Here is a 25,234-nt window from a genome sequence, read left to right as displayed (position 1 = left end):
GTATCGGAATGTGCGCCCCGTAACCGGGTGTAAATGTCTTTCAGTAGTTTCTGAACAGAAGGTATTCTAGAGGCTAGGAAAAGTCCGCATAGTTAAGGGAGAACGCAATGAAACGCCTGATGATCGCCGCCGGAGCGGCGTTCGCGATGCTGCTGACCGGGTGCGCCACCACGGTCCGCAGCGATGTCACCACCTTCCACCAGTGGCCGGCGCAGATCGAGGACAAGAGCTACGTGTTCGAAGCGCCGCCGGCGCAGGACGACACGCTGGAATACCGCGCCTACCAGGACCTGGTGCGCGGCCAACTGGCGCGCCTAGGCTTCAGCGACGCCGCCGGCGGCAAGCCGGCCTTGACGGTGTCGATGCGCTTCACCACCACCGACGTGCCGGTGCGCGTGGTGGAACCGATCTCGCCCTTCTACCAGCCGATGTGGGGTCCGGTGCCGCGCTTCGGCTACCGCGGCTTCCACCGCCGTTACTGGGGCGGTTGGTACAGCCCCTTCTACGATCCGTTCTGGAGCCCGGCCTACCAGGTCTCGGTGGAGCACCAGTACCGCCGCGAACTGCAGCTTGGGATCAAGTCGGCCGGCGACGGCAAGCGCCTGTTCGACGTCACGGTGCACAACACCAGCCGCGAGCTGTCGACCCCGGTGCTGATGCCGGCGCTGGTGCAGAGCGCCTTCGAAGGCTTCCCGGGGCCCTCGGGTGTGGCGCGCAGGGTGGAACTGAAGCAGCAGAACGGCTGATCGTTCACCACAAATGAAAACGGAGCCAGGTGACTGGCTCCGTTTTTTTATGAGTAATACGCCTCTGAAGCGAAAGTAATCAGCGCTACCAGCACGACCGACAGCACCAGCACGATCAGCAGGCGCCCGAACTTCGGGACGCCGTCGTCATCCTTCTGTGGCGCGCTCATGGCAGCAGCACCGTCGAACCGGTGGTGCGGCGACCTTCCAGCGCGCGATGCGCCTCGGCGGCGTCGCGCAGCGCGAAGCGCTGGTTGACCTCGATCTTCACCTTGCCGCTTTCCACCATCGCGAACAGGTCGGCCGCCATCGCTTCCAGTTCAGGGCGCGAGGCCGCATAAGCGAACAGGGTCGGGCGCGTGATGTACAGCGAGCCGCGCGAGGCCAGCTCGCTCAGGGCGAAGGGCGGCACCGGGCCGGAGGCATTGCCGAAGCTGACCATCAGGCCGCGCGGCTGCAGGCAGTCGAGCGAGCGGATGAAGGTGTCCTTGCCGACCGAGTCGTACACCACCGGCACCTTGGCGCCATCCGTGATCTCGAGCACGCGCTGCACCACGTCCTCCGTGTTGTAGTTGATGACGTGGGCGGCGCCGTGGGCGCGCGCCAGCTCCGCCTTCTCTTCCGAGCCGACGGTGCCGATCAGGTTCACGCCGATCGCTTTCGCCCACTGGCAGGCGATCAGGCCGACGCCGCCGGCTGCCGCATGGAACAGGATGGTCTGGCCCGGCTGCAATTTATAGGTGCTGTTGAACAGGTACTGCACGGTCAGGCCCTGCAAGGTCATGGCGGCCCCTAGCTCGAACGGGATCGACTCCGGCAGGCGCACCAGCATGTTGGCCGGCATGACGCGCGCTTCGCTGTAGGCGCCGCCCGGACCGCCGGCATACACCACGCGGTCGCCGGGCTGGACCCAGGTCACCCCCTCGCCCACCGCCTCCACCACGCCGGCCGCCTCCTGGCCCAGGCCGGCCGGCAGCGCCATCTTGTACAAGCCGCTGCGGTAATAGGTGTCGATGAAGTTCAGGCCGATGGCGTGGTGGCGCACGCGCGCCTCGCCCGGCCCTGGTTCGCCGACCTCGACGTCGACGTATTCGAGCACTTCGGGCCCGCCCAAGCTGGCAATACGGATGGCTTTCACCATGTTGTCTTCTCCTTCAGCTGCGACAGCACGAGGCGCGCGGTCGAGACATTGGTCGCGCAGGCGACGTTGTGCACGTCGCAAGCGCGCACCAGGGCGTTGATGTCGGGTTCGTGCGGCTGCGGGGTCATGGGGTCGCGCAGGAAGATCACGCAGTCGATCCCGCCCTCGACCAGCAGGGCGCCGATCTGCAGGTCGCCGCCCACCGGGCCGGAGTGCTTGCGCTCGACCGTCAGTCCCAATTCGTTGGCCAGGCGACCGCCGGTGGTGCCAGTGGCTGACAGCGTGCAGCCCTTGAGGAAGTAAAGGTACTCGCCGGCCAGCTTGACCATGTCGTCCTTCTTCTTGTCGTGCGCGATGAGCGCAATCCTCGGTTTCGTTGTCGTCATTTTTTCAGCGAGAGCAAGTAGATCCCCACCAGCACCAGGCCGGTTCCGGCCAGCTGCACGCCGGTCACCGGCTCGCCCAGGATCAGGGCGCCGAGGAACAGCGTCGACACCGGACCGATCATGCCGGCCTGCGAAGCGGTGGCGGCGCCGATGCGCTGGACCGCGGCCATGGTCATGAACACGGGGAAGATCGTACAGAATACCCCATTCACGAGCGAGAGCCAGTAAACCCCGGCCGGCTGCACCAGCATGCTCGCCGGGCGCAGCAGGAAGAACTGGCCGATGCAGGCCGCGCTCGACACGCACATGGCGTAGGCCACCAGGCGCAGCGAGCCGATGCGGCGCACCATCTCGCCGGTGCCGAGCAGGTACAAGGCATACGCCACCGCCGAACCCAGCACCAGCAGCGAGCCGAGGATGGTGCTGCCCGAGCCGCCGGCGAGGTCGTGCACGAACACCAGCACGATGCCGGCATACGCCAGGCCAAGTGCCGCCCATTCGGCCTTGCCGATGCGCCGCTTGAAGATCACGACGTTGGCGAGCAGGACGAAAGTCGGGGTCAGGAACAGGATCAGGCGTTCGAGGCCGACCGAGATGTGCTGCAGGCCGAGGAAGTCGAGGTAGCTCGACAGGTAGTAGCCGAGCAGGCCCAGCACGGCGATGCGCCAGCGGTCGCTGTTCGACAGTGGCGGCTGGGTCCGCATCTTCCAGATCGCGACAGCCGCAAACACCGGAAGCGAGAACAGCATCCTGAACGCGATCAAAGTCACTGCATCGATGTGGTAGCGGTACAGCAGTTTGGCGACGACAGCCTTCGTGGAAAACAGGACGGCGCCGCCGATGGCGATCGACAGGCCGGCAACGAGGGCCGCGCGTGGTAAGGGAGCAGCAGGATTGGCGGGGGAGCTTAGCTTCATCCGACGATTGTACGAGCGATCCTCCGGGCTCGCTGACGGGACTCCAGAACGCCACCGCCGCCGCGCGGTCGAACAACGCACATCGACCAAACATACCGAGGAGAGATCGAATGTCGAACTCGTCAAACCTGCGCTGCCCGCGGCCCCATGCGCGCGCAAGGATCGTGCACGCGGCAGGCCGAACCGGGAGTGCCCGATGAGCCTGTCCGGCATCGATGAACGACCCGGCAGGCCGCTCGCGCTGGGCCTGGCCTGGCTGGCCCTGCTCGCGTGCGCCTGCTGGGCCTGGTTTGCATTCCAGGGCGCCACCACCGTCCAAGCGCAGCCCGCAGGCGCATCGCCCCTGCCCTTGCCGGCGCCGCTGCGGGCCGGCGAAGTGCTGCTGCTGTTCGCCATGTGGACCGGCCTGTGCATGGCGCTGATGCTGCCGGCGGCGGCGGGTGGCGTGTTCGTCTACCTGCGCGTCGCACGCCGCCGCGCCGCGGTGCGCTGGCCAGTCCTGCGCACCACCCTGTTCGCACTCGGCTGCCTGCTCGGCTGGACCGGCTTCGCGGCCCTGGTCACCCTGCTGCACTGGGCCCTGCACGATGCCGGACTGCTCGACGGCACCCTGGCGGCGCCCCAGCCGGCCCTGGGCCTGGCGCTGGTCGCCGCCGGCGCCTGGCAGTGGACACCGGCCAAGCACGCCTGCCTGCAGCATTGCCGCGCCCCGCTGTCAGGGGTGCTGGTCGACTGGCGCGCCAGCGCCGTGGGCGCCCTGTGGCAGGGCGCGGAGCATGGACGGCAGTGCCTCGGCTGCTGCTGGCTGCTGGTCCTGCTGCTGCTCGGCGCTGGACCGGGCAACCCCAGTTTCTTCGCCGCCGTGGCGCTGCTGGCGCTGGTCGAACTGAAGCTGGAAGACGCCTACCTCACGGCCTGTATCGCAGGTGCCGTGATGGTCGCCTGGGGCACCTTTTTGTTGTTTCCGTGACATGTTATTGAGGGTGCCCGGCGGATTTGCGGGAGGGGCCTATGTTAGAATGTCGCCCACTCTTGCATACCGTCTAAGGAATTCTCGACATGGCTGGACACAGCAAATGGGCCAACATCAAGCATAAGAAAGCCGCCACCGACGCCAAGCGCGGCAAGATCTGGACGCGCCTGATCAAGGAGATCACCGTGGCCGCACGCATGGGCGGCAGCGACATCGCTTCGAACCCGCGCCTGCGCCTGGCGGTCGAAAAGGCGGCCGATGCGAATATGCCGAAAGATAACGTCACGCGCGCGATCCAGCGCGGCGCCGGCGAGCTCGAAGGCGTCAACTACGAGGAAATCCGCTACGAAGGCTACGGCATCGGCGGCGCGGCGATCATCGTCGACTGCCTGACCGACAACCGCGTGCGTACCGTGGCCGAAGTGCGCCACGCCTTCAACAAATACGGCGGCAACATGGGCACCGAAGGTTCGGTGGCCTTCATGTTCAAGCACGTCGGCCAGTTCCAGTTCGCGCCGGGCGTGGACGAGGACAAGCTGGTGGAAGCCGCGCTGGAAGCCGGCGCCGACGATGTGGTGGCCGATGAGGAAGGCGGCTTCGAAGTCCTGTGCGCCCCGTTCTCCTATGCCGGCGTGAAGGAAGCGCTGGAAAAGGCCGGCTTCAAGGCCGAGGTCTCGGAAGTCATCATGAAGCCGGACAACGAAACCGTGCTGACCGGCGAAGACGCCATCAAGATGCAGAAGATCCTCGACGCGCTGGAAAACCTGGACGACGTCCAGGACGTCTACACCAACGCCGTCATTGAAGAAGAGTAATCTCGGGAAGCTTTATGAAAATCCTCGTCGTCGGCTCCGGTGGCCGTGAACATGCCCTGTCCTGGAAACTGGCCCAGTCGGAACGCGTCCAGACCGTCTTTGTCGCACCGGGCAATGGCGGCACCGCGCTCGATGCGCGCCTGGTGAACATCGAGATCACCGACCCGGCCGCGCTGGCCGACTTCGTGGTGGCGGAAGGCGTCAACCTGACCCTGGTGGGTCCGGAAGCGCCGCTGGCCGCCGGCATCGTCAACCTGTTCCGTTCGCGCGGCCTGAAGATCTTCGGACCGACCAAGGAAGCGGCGCAGCTGGAAAGCTCGAAGGACTTCGCCAAGGCCTTCATGCAGCGCCACGGCATCCCGACCGCCAAGTACCAGAGCTTCTCGGATGCGGCCCAGGCCCACGCCTACGTGGACGCCAACGGCGCCCCGATCGTCATCAAGGCCGATGGCCTGGCGGCCGGCAAGGGCGTGGTGGTGGCCATGACGCTCGACGAAGCGCATGCCGCGGTCGACCACATGCTGTCGGATAACGCGTTCGGCGACGCCGGCGCGCGCATCGTGATTGAGGAATTCCTTGCTGGCGAAGAAGCCAGCTTCATCGTCATGTGCGACGGCAAGAACGTGCTGCCGCTGGCGACCAGCCAGGACCACAAGCGCCTGAAGGACGCCGACGAAGGCCCGAACACCGGCGGCATGGGCGCCTACTCCCCTGCCCCGATCGTGACGCCATCGATGCACGCGCGCGTGATGCGCGAGATCATCAACCCGACCATCCAGGGCATGGCGAAGGACGGTATCGTCTTCACCGGCTTCCTGTATGCCGGCCTGATGATCGACGCTGACGGCAACCCGCGCACGCTGGAATTCAACTGCCGCATGGGCGACCCGGAAACCCAGCCGATCATGGCGCGCCTGAAAAGCGACCTCCTCGCGGTGGTGGACCATGCCTGCAACGGCACGCTCGACACGGTCGAACTGGAATGGGACCGCCGCACCGCGGTGGGCGTCGTGATGGCCGCCGCCGGCTACCCGGACGATCCGCGCAAGGGCGACGTCATCGACGGCATCCCGGCCGAGACCCCGGAATGCGTGACCTTCCACGCCGGCACCCAGCTGGTGGGCGGCTCGCTGCAGACCAACGGCGGACGCGTGCTGTGCGTCGTGGGGCTGGGCGACAGCGTCAAGATGGCGCAGAAGCAGGCCTACGAGACGGTGGAGAAGATTCACTTCAATGGGGCGCAGTATCGGCGCGATATTGGGTGGCGTGGGGTGAAGTAAGCGCTGCGGTACGCATAGAAAATTGGATCCCGGCCTTCGCCGGGATGATGTTGTTTTAGTTTTCGACTGAGATAACGTTAGCGATATTTGTACTGTTAGCTTTCAAACCGTCATTCCCGCGCAGGCGGGAATCCAAGTTCTCCGCGCACCACTAACTCCCCACTCACCACAAGAATAAGTACACCCCTAACAGCAGGTGTACAATCTGCCCATTTTTCGCCCGTACCCCAAACGCATGACCACCCCCAACCCATCCGCCATCAAGACCTGGCTGCTCGAGCTCCAGTCCCGCATCGTGCAGGCGCTGGAAGCGGTCGACGGCAAACCCTTTCTGGCTGATAGCTGGGAGCGGCCGGAAGGCGGCGGCGGGATCTCGCGCCTGATCGAGGAAGGCAATGTGTTCGAGCGCGGCGGGGTGAACTTCTCGCACGTGACCGGCGCCAGCCTGCCGCCCTCGGCCATGGCCGCGCGTCCGGAACTGGCGGGGCGCGCCTGGGAAGCGATGGGCGTGTCGCTGGTGCTGCATCCGCGTAACCCGTATGCGCCAACGGTGCACATGAACGTGCGCTTCTTCGAAGCGACCGCAGAAGGCAAGGACCCGGTCTGGTGGTTCGGCGGCGGCATGGACCTGACGCCCTACTACGGCAACCACGCGGATGCGCGCCACTTCCACCAGGTCTGCCACGACGTCCTGGCGCCCTACGGCGACGACCTGCACCCGCGCTTTAAGAAGTGGTGCGACGAGTACTTCTACCTGAAGCACCGCAAGGAGCCGCGCGGCGTGGGCGGCATCTTCTTCGACGACTTCAACGAGACCGGCTTCATTGATGCCTTCGCGATGGTGCGCAAGGTGGGCGACGGTTTCCTGGAGGCCTACCTGCCGATCCTGCAGGCGCGCAAGGACACGCCTTACGGCGAACGCGAACGCGACTTCCAGGCCTACCGGCGCGGACGTTATGTCGAGTTCAACCTGGTGTGGGACCGCGGCACCCTGTTCGGCCTGCAGTCGGGCGGGCGCACCGAAGCGATCCTGATGTCGATGCCGCCGATCGTGAAATGGCGCTACGACTGGCGCCCGGAACCGGGCAGCCCTGAAGCAGCGCTGTACACGGACTTCCTGGTACACCGCAACTGGCTGGAAGCGGGACCCGAGGCGTGAACCCCTGCATTGCCCTGCTGGGTGGCAGCTTCGACCCGGTGCACCACGGCCACGTCGCGCTGGCCGCGCTGTTTGCCGACCTGCTGCACCCCGACCAGCTGCGCATCTTGCCGGCCCGTCCGTGGCAGAAGAGCAGCCTGCTGGCCAGCGACGCCCAGCGCGTGGCGATGCTGGAACTGGCCTTCGCGCACCAGCCTTTCGCCGTCACGATCGACCTGCAGGAAATCGAACGCGGCAGCGCGACCTATACGGTCGAGACCCTGCGCGCGCTGCGTGCCGAATTGAACAACAGCGTGGGCGGGGAAGCCTCGATCGTGTTCGTGATGGGCGCCGACCAGCTGCAAAAGCTCGACAGCTGGCGCGACTGGCAGGCCCTGTTCGATCTGACCAACCTGGGGGTGGCGGCACGCCCGGGCTATGAGCTGGACCAGGACAAGCTGCCGCCCGCGGTGGCCGCGGCGCTCGCGGATCGGCTGGCGACGCCCGCACAGGTGCGCGCCAGCCCGTACGGCAAGGTGTGCCTGGCCCATACGCTTGCGGTAGATATTTCCGCTACTCAAGTACGAAATGCTTTGCGCACCGGGGAAGACATAAGCGCGCTGCTTCCGTCGCAAGTGCTAGACTATATTCAACAACACAACTTATACAGAAGCTAATGGATATCAAGAAACTGCAAACCGTCGTCGTTGACGCCCTCGAAGACGTCAAGGGCCAGGACATCGTCCTGTTCGACACGACGCACCTGACCAGCCTGTTCGACCGTATCGCGGTCGTCTCGGGCACCTCGAACCGCCAGACCAAGGCGCTGGCCGCCTCGGTGCGCGACAAGGTCAAGGGAGCAGGCGGCGACGTGGTCGGGCTCGAAGGCGAAGACACCGGCGAATGGGTACTGGTGGACCTGGGCGACATGATCGTCCACATCATGCAGCCGGCCATCCGCCAGTACTACCGCCTGGAAGAAATCTGGGGCGACAAGCCGGTCAAGCTGGGCGCGGCCAAGCGCAAGTCGACGCCGGAAGGGCTTGACGCGGCCGAGTCGAAGGTCAAGTCGAAGCACCTGGCCGCCAACAAGGACGAGCCGGAAGCCGTGCCGGTCAACGAACGCAAGCCGGCCGCGCGCAAGGCTGCCGCCACCAAGACCACCGCCGCTGCCAAGAAGCCGGCCGCCAAGAAGGTCCCGACCGGCAAGACCGTGAAGGTCGCGCCGAGCAAGAGCGAAGTCGCCGCCGTCGAAGCCACCAAGGCCAAACCGCCGAAGCGTACTCCAAAGGCCGCAGCGCCAGCCGATGCAGAGCCGGTGAAAAAAGTGATCCGCCGCGTGAAGAAGGCTGCAGAGTAATCGAGCCTTCATGCAACTGATCATCGCCGCAGTCGGGCACAAGATGCCGGCCTGGATCGAATCCGGCTTCGGCGAGTACACGAAGCGCATGCCGCCCGAGCTGCGCATCGTGCTCAAGGAAATCAAGCCGGTCGAGCGCTCAGGCAGCAAGACCGCCGCCACCGCCATGGCGCTCGAGCGTGAACGCATCGAAGCCGTGCTGCCGAAGGGCGTGCGCATCATCGCCCTGGATGAACGCGGCAAGGACCTGACCAGCGTCGGCCTGTCGCAGATGCTGGAAGCCTGGCAGCAGGACGGGCGCGATACCGCCTTCCTGATCGGCGGCGCCGATGGCCTCGATCCCGAGCTGAAGGCCAGAGCCGAAGGCATGATCCGCATCTCCAGCATGACGCTGCCGCACGGAATCGTGCGCGTGATGCTGGCGGAACAGTTGTACCGTGCCTGGTCGATCACCCAGAACCACCCGTACCACCGCGTCTGACCCATCGCGCCCACCATGAAACTCACCGACAAGAAAATCTACCTCGCCTCGAAGAGCCCGCGCAGGCGCGAACTACTGCGCCAGGTCGGCGTGGAATTCGAACTGCTGATGCTGCGTAGCGACCCGGTCCGCGGCGCCGACGTCAGCGAAGACGTGCTGAGGGACGAAGACCCGCACGACTACGTGGCCCGGGTGGCGAAGGAAAAAGGCGCCTTCGCCTGGAACATGCTGCAGGTGCGCCGCCAGCCGCTGCGCCCCGTGCTCACCGCCGACACCACCGTCACCATCGACGGCGAGATCCTCGGCAAGCCGACCGACAATGCCGAGGCGGTCGCCATGCTGGAGCGCCTGTCGGGCCGTACCCATGAGGTGCTGACCTCGGTGGCGGTGCATGCGGAGCGCATCGCCGAGCAGATGACCCAGGTCTCGCTGGTGCGTTTCGCCAAGCTCACGCCAGCCCAGATCCGCGCCTACTGCGCCACGCCCGAGCCCTACGACAAGGCCGGCGGCTATGGCATCCAGGGCCTGGCGGCGCTGTTCGTCGAGCACATCGAGGGCAGCCATTCGGGCATCATGGGCCTGCCGCTGTTCGAGACCGCCACCCTGCTGCGCAAGGCCGGCTACAACGTCTGACCCTTTCCTGCACCGCCGCCGCTCTCCCGGCGCGGCGGGCTGCGTGTATCATGGCACCCTGAACAATATCGCACGGCTGCCATGAACGAAGACATCCTCATCAACATCACCCCGCAGGAAACGCGCGTGGCGCTGGTCCTGCAGGGCGCTGTGCAGGAACTGCACATCGAGCGCACCCTCACGCGCGGGTTGGCGGGGAACGTCTATCTCGGCAAGGTCGTGCGCGTGCTGCCCGGCATGCAGTCGGCCTTCATCGACATCGGCCTGGAACGCGCCGCCTTTCTCCACGTGGCCGACATCTGGGAAGCGCGCAGCCACGAAGGCAACGGCGCCGCCTCGAGCCCGCCGACGCCCATCGAAAAGCTCCTGTTCGACGGCCAGGTGCTGACCGTGCAGGTCATCAAGGACCCGATCGGCACCAAGGGCGCGCGCCTGTCGACCCAGATCTCGATCGCCGGCCGCATGCTGGTCTACCTGCCGCAGGACCAGCACATCGGCATCTCGCAGAAGATCGAGAAGGAAGCCGACCGCGAACACCTGCGCACGCGCCTCTCAAACCTGCTGCCGAAAGAGGAAAAAGGCGGCTACATCGTGCGTACCCAGGCCGAGGAAGCTTCGGATGCCGACCTTGCAGCCGACGTCGACTACCTGCGCAAGACCTGGGCCGCGATCCAGCAAGGCGCCCGCACCCGACCGCCCACTTCCCTGCTCTACCAGGACCTGAACCTGGCCCAGCGCGTGCTGCGCGACTTCGTGCACGACGAGACCGCGACCATCCAGGTCGACTCGCGCGAGAATTTCAACATGCTGGTCGAATTCGCGCAGATCTACACCCCGAGCGTGCTGTCGCGCCTGACCCACTACACCGGCGAGCGCCCACTGTTCGACCTGTACGGCGTCGAGGAAGAGATCCTGCGCGCGCTGGGCCGGCGCGTCGACCTCAAGAGCGGCGGCTACCTGATCGTCGACCAGACCGAGGCGATGACGACCATCGACGTGAACACCGGCGGCTACGTCGGCGGACGCAACTTCGCCGACACCATCTTCAAGACCAACCTGGAAGCCGCGCACGCGATCGCGCGCCAGCTGCGCCTGCGCAACCTGGGCGGCATCATCATCCTCGACTTCATCGACATGGAAAACAACGAGCACCGCAACGCGGTGCTCGCGGAACTCAAGAAGACCCTGGCGCGCGACCGCACCAAGGTCTCGGTGAGCGGCTTCTCGGCGCTTGGCCTGGTCGAGATGACCCGCAAGCGCACGCGCGAGTCGCTGGCCCATATCCTGTGCGAGCCCTGCCCGGCCTGCAGCGGCAAGGGACAGGTGAAAACCTCGCGCACCATCTGCTACGAGATCCTGCGCGAACTGCTGCGTGAAGCCAAGCAGTTCAACCCGCGCGAGTTCCGCATCGTCGCCTCGCAGGAAGTGATCGACCTGTTCCTGGAGGAGGAATCGCAGCACCTGGCCATGCTGGGCGACTTCATCGGCAAGCGCATTTCGCTGCAGGTGGAGAAGGGCTACCACCAGGAACAGTACGACGTGATCCTGATGTGAGCATGGACGCGGCGCGCTGGGAGCGGATGTGGCGGGAACTGGGGCGCCCGCGCCCGGTGGCCTGCATGCCCGGCTGCTGCAGGCCTACGGCGAACCGCAGCGCCACTATCACACGCTGCAGCACCTGGACGAATGCCTCGTCCTCGCTGAAGCATTGCGCGTAACCAGCGTAACCGGGGTCAGGTCTAACGTAACCAGGGTCAGGTCTAACATTTCAACACGGCCTCTCCCGTAGACGCTCCATACAGTCGAGTTCGTGTATGAATGTTAGACTTGACCCTCGCCGCTCCTCGCCGCTCTCTGAAGCCGATTGGCGGCAACACGCTTGACTTGCGGCCGCAAGAAACCTACCTTCACGTTATGGGCAGGCTTGACATAAATTTATTGTCATGAACTGTTTCGAACAGGCGAAGATATGCATGCACAACCCTCAGGCCCCAGCCGCAAGAAAACGGGACCATCCCACGCCAGTGCCGGGCCCGAAGGCTTCCTCACGGATGAGCAGGCCTCCGCCATGCGGCGACTGATGGACGAGCAGGTGCTCGTCAACCAGGCGCTGGCGGTCAGGGTGTTCGCCTACGAGCGCGCCACGGAAGCATTGCAGAAGGCCAAATCCCGGCTGCAGGAGCTGATGGCCCGCGAGCGTGCTGCCCATGAGGCGGAGCGCAAGCGCTTGTCGCGCGCGCTCCGCGGTTCGCTGTCACAGAACCTGCTGGCGATTCGCTTCGACATCGCGGCCCTGCACCGGCAAACGCGTGAACGCCATCCGCGCCTGCACGCAACGGCGGGCGTCGCGCTGGATAACCTCGACCACACGCTGCGCCTGGTCAGGGAATTGCTCGACGGGCTGTGGCCGGCAGGTCTCGACCTGGGACTGCAGGGGGCCATCGAAATCGAAGTTGCCAAGTTCAGGCATGCCAGCGGATTGACCTGCGTGTTCCAGGGCGAAATCTCCGGCAATACGCCCTTGCCGGAAGAAGCGGCACTGACGGTCTTCCGCGTGTTGCAGGAATGCCTCGCCAATGTACTGCACCATGCGATGGCGAGCCGGGTGCTGGTCCGCATCCACCAGGCGTCCGACCGGCTGGTCATGGTAGTGGCGGACAACGGCATCGGCTTCGATCCCGGTTCTGCGCGCGCACCGGACTGCCTGGGCCTGCTTCACATGGAAGAACATGCCACGGCCGCCCGCGGCACGCTGAAGATCATGAGCGTTCCCGACCAGGGGACCGAGATCCATCTGTGGCTGCCTGTAAATATGCCGCCGGCCTCCCCGATCGGATAGAATCGGCGCTGGATCGAAACAACCGGCCGCGGTCGCGCGATGTCGCCGACGTCCTGCTGAAACAGCGCGTACACCATGCCCATACAGACCCAACTGCTTGCAACGATACTCGCGCGCCTCGGACCTGACAGCAGTGCCGCCGATGCCGCCAGCGCCGCCGGCATCTGGCACATCGTGTTCACCTCCCTGTCGCCATTGATCGGACCGTTGAGCGCCGGCCTGCTGTTCGAACGCGTCCTCATGCTGCATACGGCGAGCTTTCCATGGCTGGCGGACGCGACTACCGGCGCCTCCGACGCCAGCCTGCTGGATGCGTTCGTCCGAACCTTGCACGGCCGGTCCGCCACAGAGATCGACGCCGCCAACCGCGCGCTCCTGTCGAGCTACACCGACGAACTGGCAGGACTGATCGGCGCCAGCTTGGCGAGCCGTTTATTGCAGAAGGCCTTCTTCCCGAACGACCAGCAAGGCATTAGCGAGAATATTTGATTGGAGAACGTGACAATGACCGACAAACTTGACCTGAACACGCTGGCGACCGGCGTGCCGGGACTCGATACCATCCTCGGCGGCGGGCTCCCTGAGCTGTCGTTCAACATCATCGGCGGGGCGCCCGGCAGCGGCAAGACCACGTTCGCCCAACAGATCATGTTCGGACTGGCCGGTCCTGGCCGCAAGGCGCTGTTCTTCACGGCGATGGGCGAACCGCCCGTCAAAATGCTGCGCTACCAGCAGCAGTTCGGTTTCTTCGACGTGGCCAAGGTTGGCGACTCCGTCGAATTCATTACCCTGGCTCCGCAGGTCGAGGAAGGCAACTATGATGCGGTGATGGCGCAGATCCAGGAAGAGGTGCGCGTGCACAACCCGGCCCTGGTCTTCATCGATTCGTTCCGCTCCTTCATCGAAGGCGCGCGTGGCGACCAGCGCGAGATCGCGGCGCTGCAAGCCTTCGTGCAGCAATTGGCGGCCCACATGAGCACCTGGAAGGCCACCAGTTTCCTGATCGGTGAATATAGCACCAGCGACGCGGACCGCAACCCGATCTTCACCGTGGCCGATGGCATATTCTGGCTCAGCCAGCAACTGGAACGCAGCGCGATGTCGCGCAAGATCCAGATCGTCAAGATCCGCGGCCAGAAGCAGCGCCCCGGCCTGCATGCGTTCCGCATCGAGCGGGGCGGAATTTCGGTATTCCCGCGCATGATGCCGGTGGTCGAAGCGAGCGGCGTGACTCCCGCCACGCAACTGCCGCGACTGTCCAGTGGCGTCCCGGTCCTCGACCAGATGCTGGGCGGCGGCATCCCTGTCGGCTACTCGGTGCTGCTGACCGGTCCGACGGGCTCCGGCAAGACCATCCTTGCCACCGAGTTCCTGGCCGCCGGAGCCGCCCGCGGGGAACATGGCATCGCGGCCCTGTTCGAACGCGGACCGCACCAGATGATGAACCTGAAGCTCGATGCCATGGTCAGGGCCGGCCAGGTCAGCGTCATGCCGGTGCGCGAGCTCGACCTGTCGATCGACGAACTATTGCATGAACTGCTGGCCAGGATCGATGCCACCGGCGCCACCCGCATCGTGCTGGACTCGCTGACCGGGTTCGAGCTCGCCATCGCACTCGAGTACCGCGACGACTTCCGCGACGCACTGTATCGCCTCACCACGGTGCTGCGCGCCCGCGGCGTCACCGTCGTCATGACGAGCGAGATGCAGGACCGCTTCGACAGCCTGCACCTCGGCAGCAACGGGAGCGGCGTGCTGGTGGACGCCGTCGTGCTGCAGCGCTTCGTGGAGGCAAACAGCGCGTTACACACCATTATTTCGGTGGTCAAGGTACGTGGCTCCCGCCACAGCCGGGAATTCCGCCTGTTCGAGGTCACCGACGACGGGGTCCTGATCAGCGAGGAACCGGTGCCCTTCGACGGGGTGCTGCGAGGAACGGCGAGCCTGCGCGTTTCGGCAGCCTGAGCCACGCGACCCGCGCTGATCCGGACAATGCTTCAGCGGCTCGCCGACGGGAAGAACAGCTGCTCGCCTTCCGGCCGGAAGGCCGCGATCTTCGCCTGCCCCTCGGGCGAGGTGATCCAGTCGATCAGCTGCTTTGCACCCTTGTAGTTCACGCCCTTGTGCTTGGCCGGGTTGACCGCGATGATCCCGTAAGGATTGAACATGCGCTTGTCGCCTTCGACCAGGATCGCCAGGCCGGTCTTGGCCCGGTAGGCGCCATAGGTGGCGCGGTCGGTCAGCGTATAGGCGCGCATCTCGGCCGCCATGTTCAGCACCTCGCCCATGCCCAGGCCCGCCGACACGTAGCTGGCGCCGGCCGGCTTGGCGCCCGCCTGCTGCCAGTAGCCCTTCTCCATGACGTCGGTGCCGGAATTGTCGCCGCGCGAGATGAACTTGTTGCCGCTGGCGGCGATCTTCTGGAAGGCCGCGATCACGTCCTTGTTGCCCTTGATGCCGGCCGGGTCGTTGGCCGGGCCGACCACGATGAAGTCGTTATACATCACGTCGCGCCGGTCCACGCCCCAACCCTCGGCCACGAACTTGTCTTCCAGCTGGCGCGCATGCACCAGGGTGACGTCGACATCGCCGTTCTTGCCCAGCTCCAGCGCCTTGCCGGTGCCGACCGAGATCACGCTGACCTTGGTATTGGTCTTGGCCTCGAAGGCCGGCAGCAGGGCCTTGAGCAGGCCCGAGTTCTCGGTGCTGGTGGTGGTCGACAGGCGGATGACTTCCTGGGCCTGCGCCAGCGGCGCAGCCAGGGCGAGGCTCAACAGCAGGGTGGTAAAGCTTCGGCGTTGCATTGCAGTCTCCTTGTGGGTGTGGACATCAGCGGTATTCGAGGCGGCCATCGCGCAGCTTGAGGCGATGGATTCCGGGGAGCCCGATCAGGTCGCGGTCGTGGCAGGCCATCACCACGCTGCTGCCTGCATCCAGCAGGGTGGGAATCAGGGCCATCACCTGTTCGCGCGCCGGGCCGTCCAGGTTGGCGGTGGGCTCGTCCAGCAGCAGCAGGCGTGGCTGGAGCACGCGGGCGCGCGCCAGTGCCACGCGCTGCTTCTCGCCACCCGACAGGCGCGCAGGCTCGGTGTCAACCAGGTGCGCCACGCCGGCCCAGCGCATCGCTTCCTCGACGACAGGCGCGACGGCGCGCCGGCTGTCGCCGCGCGCCAGCAGGCCGTAGGCGATGTTATGAAAGACGCTGGTCGAGAACATGATCGGGTGCTGGTGCACGAACACGATGGCGCGCCGCAGTTCCATGGGATAGGGATGGAGCGGCATGCTGCGCCCCTCGAATTCGACCGCGCAGGCCTCGCATCGTTCCAGCCCGGCCAGCATGCGCAGCAGGGTCGACTTCCCTGCCCCGTTCACGCCGGTCAGCACGTAGGCGCTGGCAGCGGCGAGCTCCAGCCGGTCGATCTCGAACAGCAGGCGCTCGCCGTGGCGCTTGCGCATGCCGTGCACCGTCAGCAGCGGGTTCACCAGCGGCCTCCCGCGGTATGGGCTTCGCCCTGCAGCAGCACCAGCGCCCCGTTCATCAGGAGCGCCAGCGACACCAGTACGATGCCCAGCGCGATGCCCTGGGCGAACTCGCCCTTGCTGGTTTCCAGCGCGATGGCGGTGGTGATGGTGCGGGTCTGGCCTTCGATATTCCCGCCCACCATCAGGGCGCAGCCGACTTCCGAGATCACGCGGCCGAAGCCGCTGATGACGGCCGCCATCACGCCGTAGCGCGCCTCGTGCAGCACGGTGCGCATCACGCGCCAGCGCGAAGCGCCCAGCGCGACCGCAGTCTCGGCGTAGCGCGGATCGGCCGCCTGTACCGCGGCCAGGGTAAAGGCGAGCAGCACCGGCAGCCCGATCACCATCTGGCCCAGGATCACGCCTTCCTGCGAGAACAGCCATTCCAGTTCGCCCATCGGTCCGCGCCGCGACAGCAGCAGGTAGAGCAGCAGGCCGATCAGGACGGTGGGGAGAGACAGCGCCGCCTGGGCCAGCCAGATGGCCAGGCGGCGGCCGGGAAAGCGGTGCATGGCGATGGCGTAGCCGAGCAGGATCGCTGGCGGCGCCGCCAGCAGCAGCCCGAGCACGCTGGTCTTGAGCGAGACCCAGACGATGCGCCACAGCGCCTCGTCGCCGGAAAACAGCAGCGCGAACGCGTGCGCGGTGGCGTCCAGCACGTCAGGCCATCCGCGGCGCGTTCAAGGGTTCCAGCAAATCCGGCTCGAACACCAGGCGCTCGTGCCCGGCCAGCAGCAGGAAGTGCTTGCCGGTGCAGCGCGCCAGCAGCGACATGCCGACCTTCTCCGCCACCATATGGCCCATCTGGGTGGTGCCGGAGCGCGACAGCAGGAAGGGAATTCCCATCTGCGCGCCCTTGATCACCATTTCGGACGTCAGGCGTCCGGTGGTGTAGAACACCTTGTCGCCCCCTGCCAGGCCGTCCAGCCACATCAGGCCGGCAATCGCGTCCACCGCGTTGTGGCGGCCGACGTCCTCGACGAAGTACAGCAGCTCGCCCGTGTTCGAGAACAGCGCGCAGCCGTGCACCGAGCCGGCCTGCTTGTACACCGACTGCTGGGTGCGGATCGTCTCGACGATGCGGTACACCACCGACTGCGGCAGCCGCGCGTTCACCGGCAGCGCGATCTGGTCGACTTCGTCCATCAGGCCGCCGAACACCGAGCCCTGGCCGCAGCCGGTGGTCACGACCTTCTTCGCGGTGCGTTCCTCTACGTCCGCGATGCCGTGCCGGGTGCTCACTGCAACGGCGTCCACCGACCAGTCGACCTGGATCGACACAATGTCCTCCAGCGCGCGCACCAGGCGCTGGTTGCGCAGGTAGCCCAGGGTCAGCGCCTCGGGGGCGCCGCCGAGGGTCATCAGGGTGACGATCTCGCGCTTGTCCACGTACACGGTGAGCGGGCGCTCAGCGGGAATCGCGATGGTGGAGGCGCGGCCGCGCTCGTCCAGCGCGCCCACCTCGTGCGTGAGGGGCGCGTGCGCATCGGAGAGCGCGGGACGGTAGCGTGGCTGGTGTGAAGCATTCATGTTGCCAATTGTGCCATGCCCGCCAGGATTTGGCCGCCACCGTAGCTGCCCTGTGCGGCCACCTCGCCGCCCGGGACGACCTTGATGGCGCAGTACTTGAATTCCGGGATCTTGCCGAAGGGGTCGAGCGCCGCATTCGTCAGGCGGTTGATGGCCGCCTCGTAATAACAGAAGGGCACGAAGATCGCCCCCACCGGCGAGCTGTCGTCGGCGCGCGCATACAGCACCACTTCGCCGCGGCGCGAGCTGATCGTGATGGCCTCGCCCGGCTTCACGCCCAGGCGCTCGAGGTCGAGCGGGTGCACCAGGGCCACCGGATCGGGCTCGATCGCGTCCAGCACGGTGGCGCGGCGCGTCATGCTGCCGGTATGCCAGTGCTCGAGCTGGCGGCCGGTGATCAGGACCATCGGGTAGTCGCTATCGGGCCGCTCGTCCGCGGGAATGATGTCGGCCGGGACGAAGCGCGCCTTGCCGCCTTCGCGCGGGAACAGTTCGGTGAACACCACCGGCTGGCCGATGTCGCCCTCGTTCATGCAGGGATAGACCACGGCGCCGTTGCGCTCCAGCCGCTCCCAGGTGATGCCGCCGATGCTGGGCATCATGTGGCGCATCTCGTCGAAGACTTCCGCCACGCTGCCGTAGTGCCAGTCCAGGCCGAGGCGCTGGGCCATCTGCTGGATGATCCACAGGTCCTGCTTCGCGTCGCCCGGCGGGTCGATCGCCTGGCGGCCCAGCTGCACCAGGCGATCGGTGTTGGTGAAGGTGCCGGTCTTTTCCGGGAAGGCGGAGGCCGGCAGGATCACGTCGGCCAGGTAAGCGGTCTCGGTCAGGAAAATGTCCTGCACCACCAGGTGTTCGAGCGCAGCCAGTGCGGCGCGCGCGTGGTTGGCGTCGGGGTCGGACATGGCCGGGTTCTCGCCCATGATGTACATGCCGCGCACCTGGCCGGCGTCGATCGCGTCCATGATCTCGACCACGGTCAGGCCCGGCTTCGGGTCCAGGGTCGCGCCCCAGGCCTTCTCGAAGCGTTCGCGCGCGGCCGGGTTGTCGACCCGCTGGTAGTCCGGCAGCATCATCGGGATCAGGCCGGCGTCCGACGCGCCCTGCACGTTGTTCTGGCCGCGCAGCGGATGCAGGCCGGTGCCGGGACGGCCGATCTGGCCCGTCATCAGGCTGAGCGCGATCAGGCAGCGCGCATTGTCGGTGCCGTGCACGTGCTGCGACACGCCCATGCCCCACAGGATCATCGATCCCTTGGAGCTGGCGTACAGGCGCGCCACATAGCGGATGGTGTCGGCGTCGATGCCGCAAATCGGCGCCATCGCTTCCGGGCTGTACTCGGCCACGTTGGCCTGCAGCTCGGCGTAGCCGATGGTGCGGCTGGCGATGAAGTCCTGGTCGACCAGGCCTTCGGTGACGATCACGTGCATCATCGCGTTGAGCAGGGCGACGTCGGTGTCGGGCTTGAACTGGAGGTAGCGGTGCGCGTGGCGCGCCAGGTCGGAGCGGCGCGGATCGAGCACGATCAGCTTGGTGCCGGTGCGGACTGCGTTCTTGATCCAGGTGGCGGCCACCGGGTGGTTGACGGTCGGGTTGGCGCCGATGACGATCACCACTTCCGCCCGGGTCACGTCCATCACCGGGTTCGAGACCGCGCCCGAGCCGATGCCTTCCAGCAGGGCCGAGACCGAGGAGGCATGGCACAAACGGGTGCAATGGTCGACGTTGTTGGTGCCGAAGCCGGTGCGCACCAGCTTCTGGAACAGGTAGGCTTCTTCGTTGCTGCCCTTGGCCGAGCCGAAGCCGGCCAGCGCCGCGCCGCCATGCTGGGCGCGGATCTGCGCCAGCCTGCCGCCGGCCAAGGCCAGTGCCTCTTCCCAGCTCGCCTCGCGGAACACCTCGAGCACGCGATCCGGATCCATGGTGAAGTCGCCGCTCTTGGGCACGCCTTCGCGGCGGATCAGCGGACGGGTCAAACGGTGCGGATGGTGCGCGTAGTCGAAGCCGTAGCGGCCTTTCACGCACAGGCGGCCCAGGTTGGCCGGGCCGTTGCGTCCCTCCACGTACAGGATGCGGTTAGCCTTCACGTTATAGGTGAGCTGGCAGCCGACGCCGCAGTAAGGGCAGACCGAATCGACCTGCTTGTCGGGGATGTTCAATGCCACTTCGCGCGCCGGCATCAGGGCGCCGGTCGGGCAGGCCTGCACGCATTCGCCGCAGGCCACGCAGGTGGAGTTCCCCATCGGGTCGTCCTGGTCGAACACGATCTTGGTATCTTGTCCGCGGAAGGCCAGGCCGATCACGTCGTTGACCTGCTCGTCGCGGCAGGCGCGCACGCAGCGGGTGCACTGGATGCAGGCATCCAGGTTGACGGTGATCGCGGCATGGCTGCGGTCCGCCGGGGGCTGGCGCCGGGTCGGCACGAAACGCGGCTTGCCGACGCCCAGCTTTTCCGCCCAGACGTCGACTTCGTTCCTGCGGGTGTACTCGGCCTCGGGCATGTCGGCCTGCAGCAGTTCCAGCACCATCTTCTGGGCGGCCAGGGCGCGCGGGCTGTCGGTCGTGACCTTCATGCCGGCGGAAGGATGGCGGCAGCAGGACGGCGCCAATACACGCTCGCCGTCGATCTCGACCATGCAGGAGCGGCAGTTGCCGACCGCCTCCATGCCTTCCTTGTAGCACAGGCGCGGCACCTCGATGCCTTCGCGCGCGGCGACTTCGATCAGGGTCTCGTGCGGCAGCGCCTGGACGCTGCGGCCGTTGAGTTCAAAGCTGACGGTGGGAGTGGGAGCGTTCATGATGGGTTCAGCTCGTGCGGGAAGTATTTGATGACGCAGTCGATCGGGTTCGGCGCCGCCTGGCCCAGGCCGCAGATCGAGGCGTCACGCATCACCTGCGACAGCTCGCCCAGCAGGCCCGTGTCCCATTGCGCTTGATTGATCAGGTCGAGCGCCTTGGCGGTGCCGTTGCGGCAGGGCGTGCACTGGCCGCAGGACTCGTCCTTGAAGAAGGCCAGCGTATTGCGTGCGGCCGCGACGGCGCTGTCCTGGTTCGACAGCACCACCACCGCGGCCGAGCCAATGAAGCATCCGTAGGGCTGCAGGGTGTCGAAGTCGAGCGGGATGTCGCCCATCGACGCCGGCAGGATGCCGCCCGACGCGCCGCCCGGCAGGTAGGCGTAGAAGCGGTGGCCGTCCTGCATGCCGCCGCAGTATTCCTCGATGAGTTCCGTGATCGTGATGCCGGCCGGGGCCAGCTTGACGCCCGGCTCGCGCACCCGGCCCGAGACCGAGAACGAGCGCAGGCCACGGCGGCCGTTGCGCCCGAATCCGGCGAACCAGTCGGCGCCGCGTTCGAGGATCTCGCGCACCCAATGGAGCGACTCGAAATTGTGTTCCAAGGTCGGACGTCCGAACAGGCCGACCTGGGCCACGTAGGGCGGACGCAGGCGCGGCATGCCGCGCTTGCCCTCGATCGACTCGATCATCGCGGACTCTTCGCCGCATATGTAGGCGCCGGCCCCGCGGCGCAGGATAATCGGCGGCATGCCCTGCACTGGCGGGTCGGCGCGCAGCTTGTCCAGCTCTTCTTGCAACATGGCGCGGCAGCCGTGGTATTCGTCACGCAGGTAGATGTAGATGGCTTCGATGCCGACCGCCCAGGCCGCGATCAAGGCGCCTTCCAGGAAGCGGTGCGGGTCGCGTTCGAGGTAGACGCGGTCCTTGAAGGTGCCCGGCTCGCCTTCGTCGATGTTAATGGCCATCAGGCGCGGGCCCGGCTCGGCGCGCACGATGCGCCACTTGCGGCCGAGCGGGAAGCCTGCGCCGCCAAGGCCGCGCAGGCCGGAGGCTTCCAGCGTCTTGATGACCTGTTCCACGTCGTGCTCGCCGGCCACGCAGGCACGCAGCAGTGCGTAGCCATTGGCTTCACGATAAGCGGCGTAGTCCGTGTAGCTGCCGACGGCATCGACCGTCTCGCCGGCGCTGACCTTGGCCAGCACGGTTTCAAGACTGGCGTGCGGCACGGCGCGCTGGCCCACCACCGCCACCGGCGCCTGCTCGCAGCGGCCGACGCACGGCGCTTGGAGCACCCTTACCTCGCGCCCCAGCAAGGCCGGCAGCCTGCCCAGCAATTCGCGCGCACCCGCCATCTCGCAGGACAGGCCGGCGCACACGCGCACCGTGAGCGCCGCGGGCGCTGTCTCGCCCTCTTTCACCAGGTCGAAATGGTGGTAGAAGCTGGCAACCTCGTAGACCTCGGTCTGCGCCAGGCGCATCTCCTGCGCCAGCGCGGCCAGGTGATGGCTGCCCAGGCAGCCGAAATGGTCCTGGATCTTGTGCAGGTGCTCGATCAGCAGGTCGCGCTGGCGCGACTCGGCGCCCAGCAGTGCCTGGACCTCAGCCAATGCCTGGGGGTCGACGCGGCGGCCCTTGGGCGCTTCGCGCTTGCGCTGGCGGCTGGCGCCGGCGGGGGCGATCGGGATGACGGGGTAGTTCATGATGGGTCCCGAATGAATCCTTGTGGGAGTGTGAAAATGGTACAGCGTGGACGGCGCCGCCGTCCACGCATCCTGGCGCCTTACTTGAACAGTACCGAGGCCTTCTGCAAGGTGACCCAGATGCCGAACATCAGCGGAATCCCCACCGACATCCAGGCAAACGCGGCGAACGCCGGGCTGGCCGCCACCCCCGCGGAACGCGATCTCAACGCATCGAGCGCCGGCGCGCACGCCGCCGCTCGATGCGTTGAGATCGCGTTCCTGCGCCAGCTTCTTCTCGGCTGCCAGCTCGGCCTCGGTCATGAAGTGCTTGTCCGCCAGCGGGCGGATCATCGCGTTGAGCACGATGCCCACCACGACCAGGCCGGCCAGCACGTACATGGTGACGTCGTAGGCCTGCGCCTTCGGCACGCCGTGCTCGATCTGGTACTCGCGGATGTAGTTGATCAGGAGCGGGCCGAGCACGCCGGCCGCGGCCCAGGCGGTCAGGAGGCGGCCGTGGATCGCACCGACCATCTGGGTGCCGAACAGGTCGGCCAGGTAGGCCGGCACGGTGGCGAAGCCGCCGCCATACATCGACAGGATGATGCAGATGAAGGCGACGAACAGGGCCAGCTGGCCGTTGTGCGCCATCGACGGAATCCCCGCGTACAGGAAGAAGCCGAGGATCAGGAACACGAAATAGGTCGCTTTCCTGCCGATGTAATCCGAGCAGGACGCCCAGAGGAAGCGCCCGCCGATGTTGAACAGCGACAGCAGTCCGGTGAAGCCGGCGGCGATCGCGGCGATCTGGCCCTTCTGCGCGGCGTCGAGGTCGTTGAAGCCTGCATCCACCCCGATCAGGCGGCCGCCGAACACTTCCTGCAGCAGGGGCGAGGCCATGCCGAGGATGCCGATGCCGGCCGAGACGTTCAGGAACAGCACGCCCCAGATCAGCCAGAACTGGGGGATGCCCCAGACCCGGCTGGCGTGCACGTGGCGCGTCGTGACCATGGTGCTGTTGGCCTTGGCCGGCGGATTCCAGCCTTCCGGTTTCCAGCCGGTCGCGGGCACGCGATAGGTGAGCGCGCCGGCCACCATGAACACGAAGTAGATTGCAGCCAGGGCCAGGAAGGTTTCCCAGACGCCGACCGAGGTCGGCGTGGCGAAGTACTTCATCAGGCGATCGGCCAGCGGCGCGCCGATCATGGCGCCGCCGCCGAAGCCCATGATCGCCATGCCGGTCGCCATGCCGCGCCGGTCAGGGAACCACTTGATCAGGGTCGAGACGGGCGAGATGTAGCCGAGACCCAGGCCAATGCCGCCGATGACGCCGGAGCCGATCCACATCAGCCAGATCTGGTGGGTGTAGATACCCAGCGCCGAGATCACGAGGCCGCCGCACCAGCAGACCGCCGACACCAGGCCGGCTTTGCGCGGGCCGGCGTGCTCGAGCCAGCCGCCGAACAGCCACGCGGCCAGGCCCAGGAAGACGAAGAACAGCGTGTACATCCAGCCAAGCATCGAGATCTTCCAGTCGCAGGTGGTCGACATGATCTGGGCAAAAAAGCCCATGTCGGCCGGGCAGCCGATCGATTCGGTGATGCCGAGCGCTTTCGAGAGCGGCAGCCAGAACACCGAGAAGCCGTAGGCCATGCCGATGCACAGGTGGATCGCGAGCGCCGCCGGCGGTACCAGCCAGCGGTTGAAACCGGGCCCTGCGATGGTGTGTTCCTTGTCCAGAAAACTGAATAAAGCCATGTCCCCTCCTTGTTTTAGAAGTTTTTTGAATATGCTTTAAAAAGCATATTTTTTCGTCAATTTTTATTGTTTCACGGAGGTTAGCACGATGTTTTTTGGCCAAAAATAGGCTATTTTCAGCATATGCTCAACATTCACATCCGCCCGCACTGGGAGATCAGCCTTAAAGGCGAGCGTCCGCTCGACACCGCCGACCTGCTCGGCCTGCTGCTATCGATCCAGGACACCGGCTCGATCGCCCAGGCCGCAAAATCGGTGGGGCTGTCCTACCGTTATTCCTGGGGCCTGCTGCGCGCGGCCGAGGAGCTGTTCGGCCAGCAGCTGCTGCAGACGGGGCGCGGGCGCGGCACGGGCCTGACGCCGCTGGCGCAAAAGCTGGTGTGGGCCGACCGCCGCATCGCCGCGCGCCTGTCGCCCACGCTGCAAAGCCTGGCCTCGGAACTGGAGGTGGAACTGGCGCGCGTCACCGGCCCGGCCCTGCGTCCGTTGCGCCTCGACGCCAGCCACGGCTTCGCGGTGGCCGCCCTGATGAGTTGCGTCGACCGCGACGCGCTGCCGCTCGATTCGCGCTACCGCACCAGCACCGACGCGGTGACGGCGCTGGCGCGGCGCGAATGCGACCTGGCGGGTTTCCACGTCCCGAGCGGACGCTTCCAGGCGCCGACGGCCAGCTGGTACCTGCGCTGGCTCGATCCGGCCCAGCACTGCCTGGTGCGCGTGGCCGGCCGCGAGCAGGGCCTGATCACCGCGCGCGGCAATCCGCTCGGCCTGCACACGTTGGCCGACCTGGCGCGTCCGGGGGTGCGCTTCGTGAACCGCCAGGCCGGCTCCGGCACCCGCATGCTGCTCGAGATGATGCTGGCCGCAGACGGCCCGCCGCCTGAAGCGATCCAGGGTTTCAATAGCGCCGAGTTCACCCATTCCGCGGTGGCCGCCTACATCGCCAGCGGCATGGCCGACGCCGGCGTCGGCATGCGCGCGGCCGCCGCCCAGTTCAAGCTCGATTTCACGCTGCTGGTCAAGGAGACCTACTACTTCGCGGTGCGCCAGGAAGCTCTGGAGGAGCCGGCCATGCGCCAGCTGCTCGAGCTGATGCGCACCCCGTCCTACCACGCCATGGTGGACGCCCTGCCCGGCTACGATGCGCGCGAGACCGGCGAGATCGTGGCGATCGCCGAGGCCTTCGGCGCGGCCGCCTGAACGTCACGCTTGCAGCCACGCGTGCGAGCCGGTAT

The 25,234-nt window shown here is 66.4% G+C and carries 24 protein-coding genes and 1 pseudogene; 14 read left to right on the top strand and 11 right to left on the bottom strand.

The window, feature by feature from the left end; genetic code table 11:
• Positions 1-107: 107 nt before the first annotated feature.
• The gene (locus GV068_RS19805) at positions 108-746 is read left to right on the top strand and encodes a DUF4136 domain-containing protein (protein ID WP_159701805.1); all 639 of its coding nucleotides are present in this window, start codon (positions 108-110) and stop codon (positions 744-746) included.
• Positions 747-793: 47 nt separating this feature from the next.
• Here the strand turns inward: GV068_RS19805 and GV068_RS25350 are convergent, their stop codons facing one another.
• From GV068_RS25350 to GV068_RS19790, 4 genes are read right to left on the bottom strand one after another with little or no spacing between them, the layout of a single operon-like run.
• Entirely contained in the window at positions 794-916 is a 123-nt protein-coding gene (locus GV068_RS25350; RefSeq protein ID WP_267874535.1) for a hypothetical protein, read from the bottom strand.
• Complete coding sequence (locus GV068_RS19800; protein ID WP_159701802.1) at positions 913-1,887, bottom strand: quinone oxidoreductase; 975 nt, start codon at positions 1,885-1,887, stop codon at positions 913-915. The genes GV068_RS25350 and GV068_RS19800 overlap by 4 nt, the downstream gene beginning before the upstream one ends.
• Complete coding sequence (locus tag GV068_RS19795; protein ID WP_159701799.1) at positions 1,881-2,273, bottom strand: methylglyoxal synthase; 393 nt, start codon at positions 2,271-2,273, stop codon at positions 1,881-1,883. The genes GV068_RS19800 and GV068_RS19795 overlap by 7 nt, the downstream gene beginning before the upstream one ends.
• The gene (locus GV068_RS19790; protein ID WP_159701796.1) at positions 2,270-3,190 is read right to left on the bottom strand and encodes a DMT family transporter; all 921 of its coding nucleotides are present in this window, start codon (positions 3,188-3,190) and stop codon (positions 2,270-2,272) included. The genes GV068_RS19795 and GV068_RS19790 overlap by 4 nt, the downstream gene beginning before the upstream one ends.
• 196 nt (positions 3,191-3,386) lie before the next feature.
• On the opposite strand from GV068_RS19790, the gene GV068_RS19785 reads away from it, so the two are divergent.
• The 12 genes from GV068_RS19785 to GV068_RS19730 all read left to right on the top strand — a co-directional run bounded on the left by GV068_RS19785 (position 3,387) and on the right by GV068_RS19730 (position 14,674).
• Complete coding sequence (locus GV068_RS19785; protein ID WP_159701793.1) at positions 3,387-4,160, top strand: DUF2182 domain-containing protein; 774 nt, start codon at positions 3,387-3,389, stop codon at positions 4,158-4,160.
• An 89-nt stretch (positions 4,161-4,249) separates the two neighbouring features.
• Complete coding sequence (locus GV068_RS19780; protein WP_159701790.1) at positions 4,250-4,978, top strand: YebC/PmpR family DNA-binding transcriptional regulator; 729 nt, start codon at positions 4,250-4,252, stop codon at positions 4,976-4,978.
• Between the two features lie 14 nt (positions 4,979-4,992).
• Positions 4,993-6,258, top strand: a complete 1,266-nt coding sequence (gene purD, locus GV068_RS19775; RefSeq protein WP_159701787.1) for a phosphoribosylamine--glycine ligase — start codon at positions 4,993-4,995, stop codon at positions 6,256-6,258.
• A gap of 235 nt (positions 6,259-6,493) precedes the next feature.
• A complete protein-coding gene (gene hemF, locus GV068_RS19770) occupies positions 6,494-7,417 on the top strand; it encodes an oxygen-dependent coproporphyrinogen oxidase (protein ID WP_159701785.1) in 924 nt (307 codons plus the stop codon).
• Complete coding sequence (nadD, locus tag GV068_RS19765) at positions 7,414-8,073, top strand: nicotinate (nicotinamide) nucleotide adenylyltransferase (protein ID WP_159701783.1); 660 nt, start codon at positions 7,414-7,416, stop codon at positions 8,071-8,073. The genes hemF and nadD overlap by 4 nt, the downstream gene beginning before the upstream one ends.
• Positions 8,073-8,756 (top strand): ribosome silencing factor, encoded by a 684-nt coding sequence (gene rsfS / locus GV068_RS19760; RefSeq protein WP_159701781.1) that lies wholly within the window; start codon positions 8,073-8,075, stop codon positions 8,754-8,756. The genes nadD and rsfS overlap by 1 nt, the downstream gene beginning before the upstream one ends.
• Before the next feature lie 10 nt (positions 8,757-8,766).
• Positions 8,767-9,237 (top strand): 23S rRNA (pseudouridine(1915)-N(3))-methyltransferase RlmH, encoded by a 471-nt coding sequence (gene rlmH / locus GV068_RS19755; RefSeq protein ID WP_159701779.1) that lies wholly within the window; start codon positions 8,767-8,769, stop codon positions 9,235-9,237.
• Positions 9,238-9,252: 15 nt separating this feature from the next.
• The gene (locus GV068_RS19750; protein ID WP_159701777.1) at positions 9,253-9,870 is read left to right on the top strand and encodes a nucleoside triphosphate pyrophosphatase; all 618 of its coding nucleotides are present in this window, start codon (positions 9,253-9,255) and stop codon (positions 9,868-9,870) included.
• Between the two features lie 81 nt (positions 9,871-9,951).
• Positions 9,952-11,424 carry a ribonuclease G gene (gene rng / locus GV068_RS19745; protein WP_159701775.1) on the top strand — a complete coding sequence of 491 codons (1,473 nt, stop codon included), beginning with the start codon at positions 9,952-9,954 and terminating at the stop codon, positions 11,422-11,424.
• A 415-nt stretch (positions 11,425-11,839) separates the two neighbouring features.
• The gene (locus tag GV068_RS19740; protein ID WP_159701773.1) at positions 11,840-12,709 is read left to right on the top strand and encodes a sensor histidine kinase; all 870 of its coding nucleotides are present in this window, start codon (positions 11,840-11,842) and stop codon (positions 12,707-12,709) included.
• Positions 12,710-12,784: 75 nt separating this feature from the next.
• Positions 12,785-13,198 carry a hypothetical protein gene (locus tag GV068_RS19735; RefSeq protein WP_159701771.1) on the top strand — a complete coding sequence of 138 codons (414 nt, stop codon included), beginning with the start codon at positions 12,785-12,787 and terminating at the stop codon, positions 13,196-13,198.
• A gap of 15 nt (positions 13,199-13,213) precedes the next feature.
• Positions 13,214-14,674: an ATPase domain-containing protein gene (locus GV068_RS19730; RefSeq protein ID WP_159701768.1), complete on the top strand. Its 1,461-nt coding sequence runs from the start codon at positions 13,214-13,216 to the stop codon at positions 14,672-14,674.
• Between the two features lie 32 nt (positions 14,675-14,706).
• Here the strand turns inward: GV068_RS19730 and GV068_RS19725 are convergent, their stop codons facing one another.
• The 7 genes and pseudogenes from GV068_RS19725 to GV068_RS19695 form a co-directional block, all read right to left on the bottom strand.
• Positions 14,707-15,513: an extracellular solute-binding protein gene (locus GV068_RS19725; protein ID WP_159701765.1), complete on the bottom strand. Its 807-nt coding sequence runs from the start codon at positions 15,511-15,513 to the stop codon at positions 14,707-14,709.
• A gap of 25 nt (positions 15,514-15,538) precedes the next feature.
• Positions 15,539-16,192 carry an energy-coupling factor ABC transporter ATP-binding protein gene (locus GV068_RS19720; RefSeq protein ID WP_229464367.1) on the bottom strand — a complete coding sequence of 218 codons (654 nt, stop codon included), beginning with the start codon at positions 16,190-16,192 and terminating at the stop codon, positions 15,539-15,541.
• Entirely contained in the window at positions 16,189-16,890 is a 702-nt protein-coding gene (locus GV068_RS19715) for an ABC transporter permease (protein ID WP_159701762.1), read from the bottom strand. The genes GV068_RS19720 and GV068_RS19715 overlap by 4 nt, the downstream gene beginning before the upstream one ends.
• A gap of 1 nt (position 16,891) precedes the next feature.
• On the bottom strand, positions 16,892-17,761 hold the full coding sequence (locus GV068_RS19710; RefSeq protein WP_159701759.1) for a formate dehydrogenase accessory sulfurtransferase FdhD: 870 nt from the start codon (positions 17,759-17,761) through the stop codon (positions 16,892-16,894).
• Positions 17,758-20,559, bottom strand: a complete 2,802-nt coding sequence (gene fdhF, locus GV068_RS19705) for a formate dehydrogenase subunit alpha (protein ID WP_159701756.1) — start codon at positions 20,557-20,559, stop codon at positions 17,758-17,760. Before fdhF ends, GV068_RS19710 begins: the two co-directional genes overlap by 4 nt.
• Complete coding sequence (locus tag GV068_RS19700; RefSeq protein ID WP_159701753.1) at positions 20,556-22,259, bottom strand: NADH-ubiquinone oxidoreductase-F iron-sulfur binding region domain-containing protein; 1,704 nt, start codon at positions 22,257-22,259, stop codon at positions 20,556-20,558. The genes fdhF and GV068_RS19700 overlap by 4 nt, the downstream gene beginning before the upstream one ends.
• 80 nt (positions 22,260-22,339) lie before the next feature.
• Positions 22,340-23,999: pseudogene (locus GV068_RS19695) on the bottom strand (OFA family MFS transporter).
• A 123-nt stretch (positions 24,000-24,122) separates the two neighbouring features.
• Here GV068_RS19695 and GV068_RS19690 point away from each other — a divergent pair.
• Complete coding sequence (locus GV068_RS19690; RefSeq protein ID WP_159701750.1) at positions 24,123-25,199, top strand: substrate-binding domain-containing protein; 1,077 nt, start codon at positions 24,123-24,125, stop codon at positions 25,197-25,199.
• Positions 25,200-25,234: the final 35 nt, after the last annotated feature.

The sequence above is a fragment of the Massilia sp. 9I genome, assembly GCF_902506415.1.
In the GTDB taxonomy this organism is placed as follows: Bacteria; Pseudomonadota; Gammaproteobacteria; order Burkholderiales; family Burkholderiaceae_D; genus Telluria.
This window is presented reverse-complemented; position numbering and strand designations above follow the sequence as displayed.

Bases quoted from the DNA above. Each gene is read 5' to 3' on its own strand.
- GV068_RS19790 (WP_159701796.1), bottom strand. From the start codon at position 3,190: ATGAAGCTAAGCTCCCCCGCCAATCCTGCTGCTCCCTTACCACGCGCG.
- GV068_RS19700 (WP_159701753.1), bottom strand. From the start codon at position 22,259: ATGAACTACCCCGTCATCCCGATCGCCCCCGCCGGCGCCAGCCGCCAG.
- GV068_RS19750 (WP_159701777.1), top strand. From the start codon at position 9,253: ATGAAACTCACCGACAAGAAAATCTACCTCGCCTCGAAGAGCCCGCGC.
- GV068_RS19690 (WP_159701750.1), top strand. From the start codon at position 24,123: ATGCTCAACATTCACATCCGCCCGCACTGGGAGATCAGCCTTAAAGGC.
- GV068_RS19800 (WP_159701802.1), bottom strand. From the start codon at position 1,887: ATGGTGAAAGCCATCCGTATTGCCAGCTTGGGCGGGCCCGAAGTGCTC.
- rlmH (WP_159701779.1), top strand. From the start codon at position 8,767: ATGCAACTGATCATCGCCGCAGTCGGGCACAAGATGCCGGCCTGGATC.
- GV068_RS19805 (WP_159701805.1), top strand. From the start codon at position 108: ATGAAACGCCTGATGATCGCCGCCGGAGCGGCGTTCGCGATGCTGCTG.
- hemF (WP_159701785.1), top strand. From the start codon at position 6,494: ATGACCACCCCCAACCCATCCGCCATCAAGACCTGGCTGCTCGAGCTC.
- GV068_RS19785 (WP_159701793.1), top strand. From the start codon at position 3,387: ATGAGCCTGTCCGGCATCGATGAACGACCCGGCAGGCCGCTCGCGCTG.
- GV068_RS19795 (WP_159701799.1), bottom strand. From the start codon at position 2,273: ATGACGACAACGAAACCGAGGATTGCGCTCATCGCGCACGACAAGAAG.
- GV068_RS19730 (WP_159701768.1), top strand. From the start codon at position 13,214: ATGACCGACAAACTTGACCTGAACACGCTGGCGACCGGCGTGCCGGGA.
- GV068_RS19725 (WP_159701765.1), bottom strand. From the start codon at position 15,513: ATGCAACGCCGAAGCTTTACCACCCTGCTGTTGAGCCTCGCCCTGGCT.
- fdhF (WP_159701756.1), bottom strand. From the start codon at position 20,559: ATGAACGCTCCCACTCCCACCGTCAGCTTTGAACTCAACGGCCGCAGC.
- rng (WP_159701775.1), top strand. From the start codon at position 9,952: ATGAACGAAGACATCCTCATCAACATCACCCCGCAGGAAACGCGCGTG.
- purD (WP_159701787.1), top strand. From the start codon at position 4,993: ATGAAAATCCTCGTCGTCGGCTCCGGTGGCCGTGAACATGCCCTGTCC.
- rsfS (WP_159701781.1), top strand. From the start codon at position 8,073: ATGGATATCAAGAAACTGCAAACCGTCGTCGTTGACGCCCTCGAAGAC.
- GV068_RS19740 (WP_159701773.1), top strand. From the start codon at position 11,840: ATGCATGCACAACCCTCAGGCCCCAGCCGCAAGAAAACGGGACCATCC.
- GV068_RS19780 (WP_159701790.1), top strand. From the start codon at position 4,250: ATGGCTGGACACAGCAAATGGGCCAACATCAAGCATAAGAAAGCCGCC.
- GV068_RS19735 (WP_159701771.1), top strand. From the start codon at position 12,785: ATGCCCATACAGACCCAACTGCTTGCAACGATACTCGCGCGCCTCGGA.
- GV068_RS19710 (WP_159701759.1), bottom strand. From the start codon at position 17,761: ATGAATGCTTCACACCAGCCACGCTACCGTCCCGCGCTCTCCGATGCG.
- GV068_RS25350 (WP_267874535.1), bottom strand. From the start codon at position 916: ATGAGCGCGCCACAGAAGGATGACGACGGCGTCCCGAAGTTCGGGCGC.